Source organism: Sphingobacterium sp. MYb382, from assembly GCF_037572665.1.
In the GTDB taxonomy this organism is placed as follows: Bacteria; Bacteroidota; Bacteroidia; order Sphingobacteriales; family Sphingobacteriaceae; genus Sphingobacterium.
Window position 1 is genome coordinate 144759 of sequence record NZ_JBBGZT010000024.1, and the last position, 17936, is coordinate 162694.

The 17936-nt window shown below is 39.4% G+C and carries 10 protein-coding genes; 1 reads left to right on the forward strand and 9 read right to left on the reverse strand.

What is annotated here, in order from left to right:
• The first annotated feature begins 1 nt into the window (after window position 1).
• On the forward strand, window positions 2-655 hold the full coding sequence (locus WH223_RS11300) for a bifunctional 4-hydroxy-2-oxoglutarate aldolase/2-dehydro-3-deoxy-phosphogluconate aldolase (RefSeq protein WP_340047760.1): 654 nt from the start codon (window positions 2-4) through the stop codon (window positions 653-655).
• A 45-nt stretch (window positions 656-700) separates the two neighbouring features.
• Here the strand turns inward: WH223_RS11300 and rpoC are convergent, their stop codons facing one another.
• The 9 genes from rpoC to WH223_RS11345 form a co-directional block, all read right to left on the reverse strand.
• The gene (gene rpoC / locus WH223_RS11305; protein WP_340047761.1) at window positions 701-4978 is read right to left on the reverse strand and encodes a DNA-directed RNA polymerase subunit beta'; all 4278 of its coding nucleotides are present in this window, start codon (window positions 4976-4978) and stop codon (window positions 701-703) included.
• A gap of 77 nt (window positions 4979-5055) precedes the next feature.
• Window positions 5056-8865 (reverse strand): DNA-directed RNA polymerase subunit beta, encoded by a 3810-nt coding sequence (gene rpoB / locus WH223_RS11310; RefSeq protein WP_340047762.1) that lies wholly within the window; start codon window positions 8863-8865, stop codon window positions 5056-5058.
• Window positions 8866-9029: 164 nt separating this feature from the next.
• Window positions 9030-9407 carry a 50S ribosomal protein L7/L12 gene (rplL, locus tag WH223_RS11315; protein ID WP_340047763.1) on the reverse strand — a complete coding sequence of 126 codons (378 nt, stop codon included), beginning with the start codon at window positions 9405-9407 and terminating at the stop codon, window positions 9030-9032.
• Window positions 9408-9483: 76 nt separating this feature from the next.
• The gene (gene rplJ / locus WH223_RS11320) at window positions 9484-10002 is read right to left on the reverse strand and encodes a 50S ribosomal protein L10 (protein WP_340047764.1); all 519 of its coding nucleotides are present in this window, start codon (window positions 10000-10002) and stop codon (window positions 9484-9486) included.
• A gap of 2 nt (window positions 10003-10004) precedes the next feature.
• Window positions 10005-10703, reverse strand: coding sequence for a 50S ribosomal protein L1 (rplA, locus tag WH223_RS11325; protein ID WP_340047765.1), 699 nt, complete (start codon window positions 10701-10703; stop codon window positions 10005-10007).
• Window positions 10704-10725: 22 nt separating this feature from the next.
• Window positions 10726-11169, reverse strand: a complete 444-nt coding sequence (gene rplK, locus WH223_RS11330) for a 50S ribosomal protein L11 (RefSeq protein ID WP_340047766.1) — start codon at window positions 11167-11169, stop codon at window positions 10726-10728.
• 387 nt (window positions 11170-11556) lie between these two features.
• On the reverse strand, window positions 11557-12492 hold the full coding sequence (locus tag WH223_RS11335; protein ID WP_340047767.1) for a hypothetical protein: 936 nt from the start codon (window positions 12490-12492) through the stop codon (window positions 11557-11559).
• Window positions 12493-12654: 162 nt separating this feature from the next.
• Window positions 12655-13611 (reverse strand): hypothetical protein, encoded by a 957-nt coding sequence (locus WH223_RS11340; protein WP_340047769.1) that lies wholly within the window; start codon window positions 13609-13611, stop codon window positions 12655-12657.
• A 67-nt stretch (window positions 13612-13678) separates the two neighbouring features.
• Window positions 13679-17935, reverse strand: a complete 4257-nt coding sequence (locus tag WH223_RS11345) for a two-component regulator propeller domain-containing protein (RefSeq protein ID WP_340047770.1) — start codon at window positions 17933-17935, stop codon at window positions 13679-13681.
• Between the last annotated feature and the right edge of the window lies 1 nt (window position 17936).

The window sequence follows — 17936 nt, forward strand, 5'->3', positions numbered from 1 at the left end:
TATGCAACAATTAATAAATCATATCGCTGCACATCCTATCGTTCCTGTTTTTTACGATGATGATGTAGAGCGCTGTATTTCGGTACTCGAAGCAAGCTACAAAGGAGGAATACGTGTTTTTGAGTTTGTACATCGAGGCGTCAATGCGCTAGAGAATTTTGAAGTCTTACTCGCCTATAAAAAGGCACATTTCCACGACTTAAGCTTAGGTATCGGCACGATAAAGACCGCCGAGCTAGCAAAAACCTATGCAGCAATTGGTGCCGACTTTATTGTCAGCCCTATTGTTAATCCGGCGATAGCCGAAGAGACACTTGCTAAAGGTAAACTTTGGATTCCTGGCTGTTTAACGCCAACGGAGATTGCGCTAGCGGAAAGCCTAGGTGCGCCACTAGTAAAGATCTTCCCTGGAGACCTTGTTGGCCCAGGTTTTGTAAAAAGTATCAAACCTTTATTTCCGAACACCAAATTTATGATTACCGGAGGTGTGGAAGTTGAGGAGAGCAATGTTAAAAATTGGTTATCGGCAGGTGCTACAGCCTTAGGGTTAGGGTCCAAGCTTTTCCAGAATACTGGAGCAAATACTGGAGCAGCAAATGCCGCTGATGAGCTGGCCAGTCGTTGCGAAAAGCTCCTTTCTTGGACAAAAAAATAGGGTCGTTAATTTCACGACCCTATTTTCTATATAGCTAACCTATTATTAATCTTCTTCCTTCGAAGCTAATAATTGATCGTACTCTTCACGAGAACCTACAATGATATTTCCATAGTCACGTAAACCAGTACCTGAAGGAATCAAGTGACCAACAATTACGTTTTCTTTCAATCCTAATAAGTTATCACGCTTACCAGCGATAGCTGCCTCGTTTAATACTTTCGTAGTTTCCTGGAAGGAAGCTGCTGAGATAAACGATTTCGTACCTAAGGAAGCACGAGTAATACCTTGTAACAATGGACTAGATGTCGCAGAAATAGCATCACGAACCTCTACTGTTTTAAGATCTTGACGTCTTAGTAAAGAATTCTCTTCACGTAGTTTACGTAAAGTAACGATTTGTCCTGGACGTAAAGTCGATGAATCACCAGCGTCAACGATTACTTTCTTATCGAATAATGAATCGTTTTCTTGCATGAAGTCCCATTTGTTTACTGCTTCTTTCTCTAAGAAACGTGTATCTCCTGGATCCTCGATATTCACTTTCTGCATCATTTGGTGAACGATTGTTTCAAAGTGCTTATCGTTGATTTTTACCCCTTGTAAACGGTAAACCTCTTGGATACCATTAACGATATATTCTTGTACCGCTGCTGGACCTTTGATTGATAAGATATCACCTGGAGAGATCGAACCATCAGACAATGGCATACCCGCTTTCACGAAGTCATTATCTTGTACTAAGATGTGTTTCGAAAGTGGTACTAAGTATTTCTTAATTTGTCCATCTCTAGACTCGATAGAAATCTCACGGTTACCACGTTTCACACCACCTAAAGTTACGATACCATCAATTTCAGTTACTACCGCAGGGTTTGAAGGGTTACGTGCTTCGAATAACTCTGTTACACGTGGTAAACCACCTGTAATATCTCGAGTTTTACCTGTAGCACGAGGAATCTTCGCTAAGATAGTACCCTCTTTGATTTTCTGTCCATCTTGAACAGAAACGTGAGCACCTACTGGAATGTTGTATGAGCGTAAAGCATCACCCGTCAAATCAGTAATCTTGATAGCAGGGTTTTTCGTTTTATCACGTGTCTCGATAATAACCTTCTCTTTGTGTCCAGTTTGCTCATCAGACTCGTCACGGAAAGTAACCCCTTCAATAATCGCTTCGAATTCGATTTTACCACCGAACTCAGAGATGATTACCGCGTTATATGGATCCCAGTCAACTAAGATTTTTCCTTTTTCTACTTTATCACCTTCATTTACGAACAAGTTAGCACCGTAAGGGATTACTTGTTGGTAAAGAACTTTTCTATCTTCAGAAATGATACGAAGCTCACCTGAACGACCGATTACTACTTGGAAAGGACCATTTTCGCCTTCTTTCGGTACTGTACGTACGTTTTCGAACTCGATTTTACCATCATATTTAGCAACGATTGTAGAATCTGCCGCGATGTTAGATGCCGTACCACCGACGTGGAACGTACGAAGTGTTAACTGTGTACCTGGCTCACCAACAGACTGTGCTGCGATTACCCCTACAGCTTCACCCAACTGAACACGCTTACCAGAAGCTAAGTTACGTCCATAACATGAAGCACAAACACCACGTTTTGACTCACACGTTAATACGGAACGGATATCTAAACCTTCAATACCAGCCTCTTCAATTACTGTAGCAATTTCTTCACTGATATCAATGTTCGCTGCAACGATTAATTCACCAGTTTCCGGGTGGAATACATCATTAAGCGGCGTACGACCTAAGATACGGTCATATAATGGTTCAACGATATCGTCGTTTTCTTTAAGTGCTGCTTTGTAAATACCACGAAGACCGTTACAATCGTGCTCAACAACAATCATGTCTTGAGCAACGTCATGTAAACGACGCGTTAAGTAACCCGCATCGGCTGTTTTCAAGGCCGTATCGGCAAGACCTTTACGCGCACCGTGGGTAGAGATAAAGTACTCGAGTACCGAAAGTCCTTCTTTAAAGTTGGACAAAATCGGGTTTTCGATAATCTCACCACCTGAGTTACCAGATTTCTGAGGCTTAGCCATCAAACCACGCATACCACATAACTGACGAATCTGCTCTTTCGAACCACGGGCTCCAGAATCCAACATCATGTATACAGAGTTGAAACCTTGGTTATCGTTAGATAAGATGTCCATAACGTGCGCTGTCAACTTGTTGTTGATACGTGTCCAGATATCGATAATCTGGTTGTAACGCTCGTTGTTTGTAATGAAACCCATGTTATAGTTGTTCATTACATCATCCACCTCACTTGTTGCTTGTCCGATCAACTCAGCTTTAGCAGCTGGGATGTTCAAATCTTGCAAGTTGAAAGAAAGACCACCTTTAAAGGCTGTTTGGAAACCAAGCTCTTTCATATCATCCAAGAACTGTGCAGCACGAGCCATACCCGTATTCTTCACGATCTCACCGATGACATTACGTAACGATTTCTTAGTCAACAACTCGTTAATGAATCCCATTTCTACTGGAACAATCTGGTTGAAGATTACACGACCTACAGTTGTTTCAATGATTGAGTTAACGATTTCGCCTTCTTTATTTTTATTGTTGGTTTTAACCTTAATGTTTGCGTGCAAGTCAATCTGATTCTCATTCAAGGCAATGATTACCTCTTCAGCAGAATAGAAAGTCATGTCTTGACCGCGTACGATATGGTCACCAGCAGTTCTACGGCCTTTAGTAATGTAGTAAAGACCCAAAACCATATCCTGAGAAGGTACCGTTACCGGAGAACCATTCGCAGGGTTAAGAATATTATGCGATGCCAACATCAAAATTTGGGCTTCCAAAATTGCAGCGTTACCTAAAGGTAAGTGAACTGCCATCTGGTCACCGTCAAAATCGGCGTTGAATGCTGTACACACTAATGGGTGTAATTGGATTGCTTTACCTTCAACTAAAGTCGGTTGGAAAGCCTGAATACCTAAACGGTGAAGCGTAGGTGCACGGTTTAATAACACTGGGTGTCCTTTTAAGACATTTTCCAGGATATCCCATACAACAGGATCTTTACGGTCAACAATTTTCTTAGCTGATTTTACAGTTTTCACAATACCGCGTTCAATCATCTTACGGATGATAAACGGTTTGTAAAGCTCTGCCGCCATATCTTTCGGAAGACCACATTCGTGTAATTTCAAGTGTGGACCTACGACAATTACGGAACGTGCTGAATAATCCACACGCTTACCTAGTAAATTTTGACGGAAACGACCTTGTTTACCTTTCAAGATATCAGAAAGGGATTTCAAAGCACGGTTACCTTCAGTTTTTACCGCGTTAACTTTACGTGAGTTGTCAAATAAAGAGTCAACAGCCTCTTGTAACATACGTTTTTCGTTACGTAAGATTACTTCTGGCGCTTTAATCTCGATCAAACGTTTCAAACGGTTGTTACGTATAATTACACGACGGTATAAATCGTTCAAATCGGACGTTGCAAAACGACCACCATCTAACGGCACTAAAGGACGTAATTCTGGTGGAATGATTGGAACGATTTTCACGATCATCCATTCCGGACGGTTTTCAATACGCGTATTAGCACCACGGAAAGCTTCTACTACGTGTAAACGTTTTAAAGCTTCATTTTTACGTTGCTGCGAAGTTTCGTTCGCTGCTTGGTGGCGTAAGTCGTATGATAACTGATCTAACTTGATACGTTTCAATAACTCTTCTAATGCCTCAGCACCCATCTTAGCGATGAATTTCTGGGGGTCATTATCATCAAGGTATTGGTTTTCTTTTGGTAACGTATCTAAGATATCTAAGTATTCTTCTTCCGTCAAGAAATCCATGAAGTTGATACCATCATCTAACTTGATACCCGATTGGATAACCACGTATCTTTCGTAGTAGATGATCATATCCAACTTCTTAGTTGGAAGACCTAATAAATAACCGATTTTGTTAGGAAGTGAACGGAAGTACCAGATGTGTGCTACAGGAACCACCAAGCTGATGTGTCCCATACGCTCACGACGTACTTTTTTCTCTGTTACTTCAACACCACAACGGTCACAGACAATACCTTTATAACGGATACGTTTGTATTTACCACAGTGACATTCGTAATCCTTTACAGGACCAAAAATACGCTCACAGAATAAACCATCACGTTCCGGTTTGTAGGTACGATAGTTGATCGTCTCTGGTTTGGTAACCTCACCGCTAGAACGTTCCAAAATAGTTTCTGGAGACGATAAGCTGATCGTAATCGAAGTGAAGTTACTTTTAATTTTATTATCTTTTTTGTAAGACATACCTTATAAAAAGTTAAAGCTCTAGGTAAAAGCTTTGACAAGTACAGAAACTATACCTGTCAAAGCTTATACTTATATTAATCTAATGTGATATCTAAACCTAATCCGCGAAGCTCGTGAACCAATACGTTGAATGATTCAGGAACAGATGGTGTTGGAAGGTTATTACCTTTAACGATTGCCTCGTAGGTTTTCGCACGTCCTACAACATCATCGGATTTCACAGTAAGGATCTCTTGTAGGATATTAGATGCACCGAATGCCTCTAATGCCCATACCTCCATCTCACCGAAACGCTGACCACCGAACTGAGCTTTACCACCCAACGGTTGTTGTGTAATCAATGAGTATGGTCCGATCGAACGTGCGTGCATTTTGTCATCAACCATGTGGCCTAATTTCAACATGTAAATTACACCTACTGTTGTTGGTTGATCGAAACGCTCACCTGTTAAACCGTTGTATAGATATGTTCTACCAGATTTCGGTAATTCAGCTTTCTCAATCCACTCTTCTACTTGTCCCATTTCGGCACCATCGAAGATTGGCGTAGCGAACTTCATACCTAATTTTTGGCCAGCCCAACCCAATACTGTTTCGTAGATCTGTCCAAGGTTCATACGAGAAGGTACCCCTAGTGGATTCAATACGATATCTACTGGTGTTCCATCTGCTAAGAATGGCATATCCTCATCACGTACGATACGTGCAACGATACCTTTGTTACCGTGACGTCCCGCCATTTTATCACCCACTTTCAATTTACGTTTCTTAGCTACGTAAACTTTTGCCATCTGTACAATTCCTGAAGGAAGTTCATCACCTACTGAAATCGCGAATTTATCACGTTTGAACGCACCTAACTCTTCGTTTACTTTAATGTTGTAGAAGTGAAGAGCAGACTTGATCATTTCGTTTTTATCATCGTCTGTTGTCCAACCTGTAGGGTTGATATGTGCATAGTCTAAATCGGTAAGGATTTTCTGTGTGAACTTAGCACCTTTCGCTACTAATAATTCTTTGTACACATTGTAAACACCTTGACACGTTTTACCATTCACGACAGCAAACAACTTCTCTACTAAACGCTCTTTTAAGCTTCTTACAGCTTTATCATGCGCAAGTTCTAGTTTTTCTAATGCTTTACGCTCAACCTCTTTCGACATTTTCTTAGCGCGCGAGAACAACTTCGTATCGATAACTACACCTTTCAATGAAGGGGAAGCTTTCAATGAAGCATCTTTCACGTCACCCGCTTTGTCACCAAAGATAGCGCGTAATAATTTCTCTTCTGGTGAAGGATCAGACTCTCCTTTAGGTGTAATTTTACCGATCAAGATATCACCACCATTAACCTCAGCACCAATACGGATAATACCGTTTTCGTCTAAGTCTTTAGTAGCTTCTTCTGATACGTTAGGAATATCTGCTGTTAACTCTTCTTCACCACGTTTTGTATCACGTACTTCTAATTCAAATTCTTCAATGTGAAGAGAAGTAAATAAATCTTGCGATACTACACGCTCAGAAATTACAATCGCATCCTCAAAGTTGTATCCTTGCCAAGGCATGAACGCTACTTTTAAGTTACGACCTAATGCTAACTCACCATTTTCAGTAGCATAACCTTCACATAATACTTGTCCTTTGAAAACTCGCTCACCTTTCGTAACGATAGGTTTTAAGTTAATACATGTATTCTGGTTGGTTTTCTTGAATTTCGTAAGTCTGTATGTTTTGATATCATCATCGAAAGAAACAAGACGCTCATCTTCATTACGTTCGTAACGAATTTGAATCTCATTTGCATCAACATATTCAACCACACCATTACCTTCAGCATTAATCAATGTACGGGAGTCAGACGCTACACGTCCTTCAAGGCCTGTACCTACGATTGGTGCAGATGGACGCAACAATGGCACCGCTTGGCGCTGCATGTTGGAACCCATCAAGGCACGGTTGGCATCATCATGCTCCAAGAAAGGAATTAACGAAGCCGCGATAGATGTAATCTGGTTAGGCGCAACGTCCATATAATCCAAACGCTCAGGCTCGATAATCGGGAAGTCACCCTCATATCTAGCTTTTACTTTAGGATCTTCAAAATTACCCTTATCATCGTATTGTGCATTTGCTTGAGCGATGGTTTTACCATCTTCATCTTCAGCAGATAGATATACAACAGGCTGATCAACGACTACTTTACCGTCAGTAACCTTACGGTAAGGTGTCTCGATGAAACCTAGGTTATTAATTTTTGCGTGTACGGCTAAAGAAGAAATCAAACCAATGTTTGGTCCCTCTGGAGTTTCAATCGTACATAAACGTCCATAGTGTGTGTAGTGAACGTCACGAACCTCGAAACCTGCACGCTCACGAGAAAGACCACCAGGACCTAAAGCTGAAAGACGACGCTTGTGCGTGATCTCCGCTAACGGATTGGTTTGGTCCATAAACTGTGATAACTGGTTTGTACCAAAGAAAGAGTTGATTACAGAAGATAAAGTTCTTGCGTTAATCAAATCTGTTGGTGTAAACACCTCGTTATCACGAATGTTCATACGCTCACGGATTGTACGTGCCATACGGGATAAACCTACGCCAAACTGCGCGTAAAGTTGCTCACCTACAGTACGTACACGACGGTTAGATAAGTGGTCAATATCATCTACCTCTGCTTTAGAGTTGATCAAATTGATCAAGTATTTAACGATCGCAATAATATCTTCGCGTGTTAACACTTTGATATCGTCAGCTGTACCTAATTTCAACTTACGGTTGATACGGTAACGACCAACATCACCTAAATCGTAACGTTTGTCTGAGAAGAATAAACGCTCGATAATACCACGTGCAGTTTCCTCATCAGGTGGTTCTGCGTTACGTAGTTGGCGGTAGATGTGTTCAACAGCTTCTTTTTCAGAGTTGGACGTATCCTTCTGAAGTGTATTATATATAATGGAGTAATCCGCATTGTTTGATGCATCTTCTTTGGCTAAAATGATAGATTTTACGCCAGCGTCGATAATCAAGTCAATATGGTCATCCTGTAAGACTGTTTCACGTTCTAAAATGATTTCGTTACGATCGATAGATACAACTTCACCTGTATCCTCATCCACGAAATCTTCAACCCATTTTTTCAATACCCTAGCCGCCAAACGACGACCAACATATTTTTTAAGACCCGATTTACTAACTTTTACTTCATCTGCAAGATCAAATAATTCAAGAATGTCTTTATCCGAATCGTAACCGATTGCACGTAATAAAGTTGTAACTGGGAATTTCTTTTTACGGTCGATATACGCATACATGACGTTGTTTACGTCTGTTGCGAATTCGATCCAAGATCCTTTAAAAGGAATTACCCTTGCAGAATAAAGTTTAGTACCGTTTGTATGTCTACTCTGACCAAAGAAAACGCCTGGAGAACGGTGTAACTGCGAAACGATTACGCGCTCTGCACCATTGATAACAAACGTACCTTTTGGTGTCATGTAAGGGATTGTTCCAAGATATACATCTTGTACAATGGTTTCGAAGTCTTCGTGTTCCTCATCGTTACAAGATAACTTTAACTTTGCCTTTAACGGAACGCTGTAGGTTAAGCCACGCTCAATACACTCTTGTATATCGTAGCGAGGTGGATCAATAAAGTAATCCAAAAACTCTAGCACAAAGATGTTTCTTGAATCAGAAATAGGGAAGTTTTCTGCGAAAACCTTGAACAGCCCTTCCTGATGGCGGTTGTCAGAAGTAGTTTCAAGTTGAAAAAACTCCTTGAAAGATTGCAATTGCACGTCCAAGAAATCAGGATAATCAATAACCTTCTTACTTGTAGCAAAATTCACTCTTTCTTTTTGAATATTATTATTTGCCAAGGGAATAAGATTTTTAGTTTTAAAAAACTGAGCTAACTATGCTGTAAACATGATTTTTGTCAAATGGCAGCACCCATCTGACACATGTAATAATATAAACAGGAATAGACTCTGTCAAAAAACTTGACAGAGTCTAAACCTTTAAGGTGCTTTAGTATGTGAGATTACTTGATCTCAACAACAGCTCCAGCTTCTTCTAATTGTTTTTTCAACGCTTCAGCTTCGTCTTTAGAAACACCAGCTTTGATTTCTTTAGGAGCGCCGTCAACTAAATCTTTAGCTTCTTTCAATCCTAAACCAGCTAAATCTTTAACCAATTTAACTACTGCTAATTTCTGACCACCAGCTTCTTTCAAGATAACGTCAAATGAAGTTTTCTCTTCAGCAGCAGCAGCACCACCTTCAGCAGGAGCAGCAGCAACTGCAACAGCAGCAGCAGCAGGCTCGATACCGTACTCGTCTTTTAAGATATCAGCTAGTTCTTTAACTTCTTTTACTGTTAAGTTAACCAACTGTTCAGCAAGTTGTTTTAAATCTGCCATTTTATTTTGAATTTTTGAATGTACTTAAATAAATAATTTTAATAAATCACGAACTTTTGTTTTACAAGAGCGTTCGTTAGCCTCTTTGTTCTAAAGCTTTTACTAAACCTGAAATAGTATTTCCACCTGATTGAAGAGCAGAGATAACATTTTTCGCTGGAGATTGAAGAGCTGCAATAACGTCTGCAACAAGTTCTTCCTTAGATTTAAGGGAAACTAATGCATTCAATTGAGCATCACCTACAAACGCAGTTTCTTGGATATAAGCTGCTTTTAACAACGGCTTATCACCTTCTTTGCGCAATTGTTTGATCAATTTTGCAGGAGCTGTAGCAACTTCTGAAAGCATCAATGTAGACGCTCCTTTTAGTACACTACGTAATTCTTCTGAATCGATACCTGCTTCGATCAAGGCTTTCTCGATTAAAGTATTTTTAGCTACTTTAATGATGATTCCTTGCTCGTAACATTTACGACGGATGTTATTTACTTTCTCAACACTTAAATCAGCAGTATCTGTAATGTAGAAATTACCATAAGATTTAATCTGTTCGGCCAAAGCTTGAACAATTTCTTGTTTTTCTTCTTTTCTCATGATTAAATACCCGCTACTGATTTAGTTTCAATATGAATACCAGGACTCATAGTTGAAGAGATGTGAATACTTTTGAAGTACGTTCCCTTTGCAGCTGAAGGTTTAAGACGCGAGATAGTTTGTAATACCTCTAATGCGTTTTCATAAATCTTCTCTGGAGAGAATGACACTTTACCAACTGAAGTATGGATGATCCCTGTCTTGTCGACTTTAAAATCAATTTTACCGCCTTTTACGTCTGTTACAGCTTTACCTACTTCTGTAGTAACTGTACCAGTCTTAGGGTTTGGCATAAGGTTACGAGGACCTAAAATACGTCCTAATTTACCTACTTTAGCCATAACACTAGGCATAGTAATAATGATGTCAACATCAGTCCAACCACCTTCGATTTTGCTGATATAATCGTCAAGACCTACGTGATCTGCACCTGCCGCTTTAGCTTCTTCTTCCTTATCAGGAGTACACAAAACTAAAACACGAACAGCTTTACCAGTCCCGTGAGGTAATGTCGCGATACCACGAACCATTTGATTTGCTTTACGAGGATCCACGCCTAAACGAACGTCGATATCCACAGAAGCATCAAATTTTGTCGTCGTGATCTCTTTTACCAAAGCTGCTGCTTCTAATAAAGAGTACGCTTTACCAGCTTCAATTTTGGATAGTGCCGCTTTTTGATTTTTTGTTAATCTAGCCACTTTCTTAAATTGATTTCGTTAATTAATTGTTCCAAGGAGCGTTACCAGAAACGGTAATTCCCATACTACGCGCTGTACCAGCAACCATTTTCATTGCCGCTTCTACAGTAAACGCGTTCAAATCGACCATTTTATCTTTAGCGATAACCTCAACTTGCTCCCATGTAATGTTAGCAACTTTCTTACGGTTAGGCTCACCAGATCCACCTTTTAATTTAGCAACGTCTTTCAACTGAACTGCTACCGGTGGAGTCTTGATAATAAAATCAAACGACTTGTCCGTGTAAACGGTAATAACAACAGGCAATACTTGCCCTGGCTTGTCTTGCGTACGCGCATTGAACTGCTTACAGAAATCCATAATGTTCACACCTTTAGCACCTAACGCAGGTCCTACTGGTGGAGATGGATTTGCAGCACCGCCCTTAACTTGTAATTTTACTAACGCACCGACTTCTTTTGCCATTTTGTTTTGAATTTAATATGTTAAATGTCTGTTAGTAAGTTGGAAGCAAACTGTAACATTTATTTTGTTTTCGTAAAGCCATATAGCTAGGCTACACAACTAAACGAGGTGCAAAGATAATAAGAAGTTTTGAATTACAAAAGGTTATAAAAAGAAATTTTCATTGATAACACCTGTTTTTACGATGGTAAATTCCAATTTTATTTATTTTATTATTTAGGATAGTGCCTGAAAGTATTATACGCTCATTTTCAAGCACTTTAACACCTCTCCTAAACACACATAAAGACAATCGTTATATTCTTAGTTGTTGCTTATTATAAAAATTTAATCAAGCTCCTTGAAACCTATGTAAGGTTTCGTAACCTAAGAATACAGACAGCTTCTTTAAAGATAGAAAAAATAACGCGAAAATGGTCTAGGATATCCTTCTATTTTTTCCCCTTCAAGCTGATTAAGGATGAAAGCAATTAAAACTTTAGCCTCCTTCGTTTCTCCCCTATGGATAATAGGATTTTCGAATTTCCTTGTGTTACTATTGTAAACAAAAGAAACGAGCATTTGCTCCTTCCCCAATTTAGGTTTATAAGTGTTCCAAGCAACGTAGTCTCCTTGAAATAATTCCGACAACATCTTTTCGTAAAAGGACTCTCCCTTATTAAAATTTTCCAACATTTTTCTACTATCCAAATCATTCGATAAGGCATATTTAACATCTAGTTCTAATTTAATGCGTATAGTAACTGGTTCACCACTGACTATCGCTGGTTTCCATGTTGTGCGCTTAGCGAAATTTAAAAGACTAATAAGTCGTTGCTCTCCTGCAAAGAAGGTAGCACCATCTTTACAAACGATAATCGAAAGATGAGCTACACTGTCCGTTTCAGCCCATTTCAATTTTTCTTTATTTCGCTGTATATCATGCACTATCGCCAATAAAAATTTGTTCATTCCTCCTCTTGGCACTGCATGTACCTCCAACGGACCAAAAACCCTGTCATCGCTATCCATTTCTACCGGTATAATTGGATATATCTTGGCGTAAATAACATCAGAATACGTATCAAAAAAAACACGAATACTATAGCGTTGATATTGTTTAAACAGCTTCTTATGCTTTAATACAGCTTGGGAAATCTTTTTATTGAGTTCTTTATCTTCACCTAAAACTTCGTCTGTATTTTCATACTTAATGTGTTTTCTAGTGCTTAAGGTAAATTCTGAACTATAGGCTCCACCTCTGCGGGAATAATCTTTGAAGACGTGGTTCAACTCTTTATATACGGGTTCAAAATCCGTTAGCTCCTGTGACTTTGTGATCAAAAACGAAAGAAGAAAAACAAATAGGAATAGACTAATTTTAATCATTCCTTCTAAAATCACGTCACAACGCATAAGCTATTAAATAATATAACGGTTAAGTACAAACAATATAAACTGCCTTACAAAAGATTGGTATCACTATTAATCCGTTCAACAAAGTATCTATAGATAGAAAAAATAACGTAAATCGTATTGAAATTTTAATTTAAGTTCCTTTTCGTTAGCTCGTATAAAATCAATTAAATCGTTAGCTTCTTGCGTACTACCTTTATGAATAATAGGATTTTCTAATATATTCGTTAAGGGATTACAAACCAAAGAAACCAACAAGCGCTCTTTCATGCCTTCAAATGGTCTATTGTTTCGTTTCACATAACTGCCCTGAAAAGTATTCGGCAGCACTTTCTCGCTCTTTTCTAACGTTACAAAATCTCGCCACAGCATTCGCTCCATAAAATCATCAGCAAAGAGCAACTTGGTATTAAGATTGAATGTCAATAATACATTGGCAGGTATCCCAAATTCAAGATGAGACATCCATTTTATTAATCTAGCACTATCTAATAAGCTTTCAAACCTTTGATCGCCCAAAAAGTCAACTCTTTGGTTTCTCCATTTCACCAAAACTAATAGCTGCATAACACTATCTGCAGCAGTCCATTGGATTTTTTTTTCATTTCGTAAAATGTCCATGGCTAGTATTCGAGAAAACTCCATAAAGCCTCCCCTTGGTTCTGGATAAAATTCATGTGGGCCAAAAACGCTATCCTCAGGTATTGCAATAGGCTGCACGACGGCATAGGTAACATCGCTAAACACATCGAAAAACAATCGTAGCTTATACCACTGCTCTGCTTTAAATATGCTTTTATGTTTTAATATGGCAGGTACTACGGATGCATTAAATTCAACGGAATCTGGCAGTGACCTGTTCGACTTTTCAATCGTAACACAGCTGTCTCCTTTCACCGTAAATAATAAACTATATTCTCCAACGCTAGGAAGGTGACCTTTGAAGACCGTATTCAACTCTTTATAAACGGATTCAAAATCTGCTGCTGGCTGCGCCTTGAGGGCAGAAAAAGAAAGAAAAAGAATTAACAAAAATAGGATTCGCATATGCTAATGATGCAACCCCTATTCAGTTTCCATAGCACTGTTGTATAATTTTATAAGGAATAGGCTTTTAGACTACTTCCTCTTTTACGTACTTCAAAAGTTTAAAGAAGCTGTTGCTATGCATCAGTTCTACTTTTGCGACTTGGTCTAGTGCCGAAAATTGACTAGGGCTGAGTCCAAAGAATACTTTAAAGGACTTACTAAAATATTTGGGATCACTATAGCCGAGGTGATACGCGATTTCAGAGACAAGAAGCTGGCTATCATTCAACAATGTTACGGCATGTCGCATACGTATCAGATTGATTAGCTCGATTACGCTTAGTCCTGTTATCTGCTTTATTTTGCGATAAACAACGGGTCTACTCATTCCTACTTCCGCCGACAGGCGCACAACATTCAATTCGCTCTCCGCTAAATTTTGCTCTACGAAATCTACGACTTTCTTTAAGAAAGCATAGTCTTGTCCTTTCGCACCATCATTTTCTCCCGATTCTTTCAACACTAACTCCTGAAGGAAACTTTTGCGGTAGCACTTACGTGTAAATAAGATGTTTTGAATTTTTAATGAAAGAAGCTCTAGATTGATAGGCTTAACGAGGTAATCATCCGCGCCAGCGTACATCCCCTCACGCATATCTTGATCTGACGATAGTGCCGTCAATAAGAGAACTGGAATATGCGAAGAAATAGGGTTTTCTTTCACCTTTTTTAATAAAGATACGCCATCTAAATTGGGCATCATGACATCCGAAATAATCATATCAGGTAGCTGCTGCTCAATAAAGGTTAAAGCTTCTTCCCCATCTGCCGCCACGACTACTTTATAATTTCTTGACAATCCTTGATACAAGAAATCACGAATCGCTTCATTGTCATCAACGATAAGAACGGAGTTAAGCTCTTGATCGTCTACAATAGCGGATACTTCAGTTTCAATAGCCAAGATGTCTTTATGGGATATTTGTCCTTGATGATTTTGTTGCTCAGTACTATAAAAAGTGTTAGCCTTTGGATTCACAACGAGTTCCTCGTCCGTAAAATGGGCGTTCCCAAGAGGTATCTCAATTTTAAAGATGGTAAAGGAATCTATTTGCTGTGGGCTATACCGGCTTTCCACCTGAATGGTTCCGTGATGCAGCTGTACAATTTCTTTTGCCAAGGCCAGCCCAACACCAGAGCCTAGCGACGGTTTAATCCCTACCTGCTTATCGGCTTGATAAAAAAGTTCGAAAACCGATTGTATCTCGTCTTCTGGAATTCCTATTCCATTATCGCGAATCTCAATATACAGTTTATCTTTTTCACCATCTACATGGGAAGGTTTGGTACTTAGGTTCACCTGAATATGACCATTATTTGGCACATACTTTACAGCGTTACCAATGAGGTTGTAAAATACTTTGCCCAATTGAACATGATCAAACCATACTTTAAGGTGAGGCTCTTCGCAGTAGGTCTCCACAACGATACCTTTCAGAGCCATTTGATTCTTGAAAGAATAGAGGACTTCACGCACAAACTCATCTATAGCGTATTCGGCAACCTTCAACCTGGTATGTCCCAATTCGTTCTTGCGTAAATCTAGCAGCTCATTCACCAACTGAAGTAGCTGCTGGGCATTTTTATGCATAGTCGTCAAGGTCGGTTTTAGACTATTATTTTCTTCCATTGAAGGCAGAATATAATCTAAGGGACCTAAAATAAGCGTCAAGGGTGTTCGTAGTTCATGCGAGATATTGGTAAAGAAACTAGCTTTAACCTCAGCCAATTTACGTTTATTTTCAGCTTCCATCTCCTTCACTTTCAGCAGATGTCTTAATTCGGCTCTTGAGCGCGTAAAACGAACGACACCATATACTGCTGCTCCAACCAAGAGGGTATAAATTAAGTATGCCCACCATGTTTTCCAAGGCGGTGGCAGCATAACGATTTTTAGCTCCTGCGGATGCTCGGACCACACACCATCATTACTAGCTCCTTTTATCAGTAAAGTATAGTTTCCGGCAGGCAAGTTGGTATAAGTGGCCGTAGGCGTAGAAACATAATTCCAGTGGCTATCAAAACCTTCAAGCTTATAGGCATACCTATTTTTATCAGGCACAATAAAATTCAACGTTGCGAAATCAACGCTAAACATGTTTTGCTTATAGTCTAAGGTGAGCGTAGGACGGTTGGAGATGTGTGACTTTAATGTGCCGTCATCATCAATAGGTACAGATTTATTAGAGACTTTAAAATCGGTAAACACTACTTTAGGAATGTAGGAGCTTGTTGGAATATCTTTGGGCCAAAAAGCTGTAATTCCATGTGTTCCCCCGAAAAGTAGTTCTCCTGTTTTACTTTTATAAGCGGCATGCATGGAAAACTCATTCCCCACCAATCCGTCTAGAATATTGTAACGTTTAATATTGCCATCCTCAGGGTTAAACGCGGCCAACCCTTTATCATTACTTATCCAGAGCAAACCATTATCTTCAACGATACTATAAAAATCATTACTTAAGTTAGGACTTTTAGGCATGATACGGTGGAAGGCCTTGGTCGCATAATTAAACTCATTAATACCATTTTTATAAGTGCTCACCCAAAGTCTACCTTTAGAATCCTCAAAAATATTAATGATTACATTGCTACTTATACTTTCCGGATTGTCGTCAGCGTAGTAAAACTTCTCGAAGCCATCCTTACCTTTCCACTTCACATTCAACCCATTATCAGTACCCACCCACATGTTTTTACGACTATCCATGAAGACAATGCGTACCAGATCGGAGCTCAACTGTTTTCCATCTTTACGACGATGGTTATATCGTTCAAAAAAGCCGCTTTCTCCATTTTTTTGTAGGCTCACTCCTCCGCCATAGGTACCAACCCACAAATTATTAGCATCGTCTGTCGCAAAACTATATACATTATTATTCGCAATGGAAGAAGGATTAGCAGGGTCATGCTTATAATGCTGAAAGGAAGCACTTCCCTTTTTCAGGACATTAAGTCCTCCGTTATAGGTTCCTATATACAAGTTTTCATTTTTATCAAGGTATAAGGCCTTCACATGATTGGTGCTCAATGAAGTCCCTATAGCAGGATTACTTGTGTATTGATGTAGTAGCTCTTTATGACTAGAAAAGTAGCTTAATCCCCCGCCTTCAGTACCAACCCAATAATTACTGGCTTGATCTTGCACAATACCACTAATCACATTCGACGATAAACCATCTTTAGAAGTACCCTTCGTATGATTTCTAAAAAATGGAATATTCCGATCAAAAATATTCACTCCTCCATAGTAGGTACCTAACCAAATCGACCCTCTATGATCTTGATAAATGGGCCTAATAGAATTGTCACTAATGGAATACGGATTAATTTCATTTTTACGAAAACTTAGAAAACCGGTATCTTCAGCATAGTAGTATAATCCGTTGATAGTTCCAATCCAATAGCCTCCGAAACGGTCGGCAATCATACTTCTTATATCCAAGCTATGTAAACCCGTACTTTTCCCCGCAACTCCATCACCATAATACGTGAAAGCATCGCTCCGTTGGTCATACACGTTTATTCCTCCCTCTTTCGTTCCGAACCAATAAATTCCAGGTTTCATTTCATAGACAAAGCGTACATCTTGACAATTTAGGCGTCCAGTTTCGGCACGAAATATATGCTGCGGAGGAGAACTCCTCTTGTTAAGCAAGTTTTGATATACATAAACGCCACCAACGGTGCTTATCCAGCTTCGTCCTTGGCTATCTTCCATAACTTGCTGAACATAACGGCTCCCTGCGTGTACAGCTGTTGCGCCATCAGGTTTGTAGCCATTATATACCAGTTCCAATTGAGTGGATGTCGCTTCTTTACGTAATACGTACAAGCCTATAGAAGTACTAAACCAAATATTCCCCCTGCGGTCTTCCGTTACCCCGTTTATCATAGCATTACGATCTGTTGCTACGGGAATAATTTCGAATTTATCTTTTTGACGATTAAATAGATTGAGTCCATTGGCGGTACCTACCCAAAGTCTTTTCTGTTTATCTTCGAATAGGGTTGTAATATAATTGTCCGATAGGACATCCCTATCGGACAACGCATTACGATATGTCGTAAACTTTTTAGCATCATAACGATTTAAGCCATCACGTGTGCCAATCCACATAAAGCCCAGGTGGTCCTGCAGAATAGCAAATACGCTACTTTGCGATAGACCACTTTTAGCATCAAGGTGAAAAAATCGTACTCTTTCTTCTTTTAATTGCCCGTAGCCATTGGTACTGGTAAATAAAAAAACAAAAAGAAATAAGTATAGTGCTCTAGCCATT

Excerpts from the sequence above, each read along its gene's own strand:
- rplK (WP_340047766.1), bottom strand. The coding sequence starts at position 11,169 with ATGGCAAAAGAAGTCGGTGCGTTAGTAAAATTACAAGTTAAGGGCGGT.
- rplJ (WP_340047764.1), bottom strand. The coding sequence starts at position 10,002 with ATGAGAAAAGAAGAAAAACAAGAAATTGTTCAAGCTTTGGCCGAACAG.
- rpoC (WP_340047761.1), bottom strand. The coding sequence starts at position 4,978 with ATGTCTTACAAAAAAGATAATAAAATTAAAAGTAACTTCACTTCGATT.
- rplL (WP_340047763.1), bottom strand. The coding sequence starts at position 9,407 with ATGGCAGATTTAAAACAACTTGCTGAACAGTTGGTTAACTTAACAGTA.
- WH223_RS11340 (WP_340047769.1), bottom strand. The coding sequence starts at position 13,611 with ATGCGAATCCTATTTTTGTTAATTCTTTTTCTTTCTTTTTCTGCCCTC.
- WH223_RS11345 (WP_340047770.1), bottom strand. The coding sequence starts at position 17,935 with ATGGCTAGAGCACTATACTTATTTCTTTTTGTTTTTTTATTTACCAGT.
- WH223_RS11300 (WP_340047760.1), top strand. The coding sequence starts at position 2 with ATGCAACAATTAATAAATCATATCGCTGCACATCCTATCGTTCCTGTT.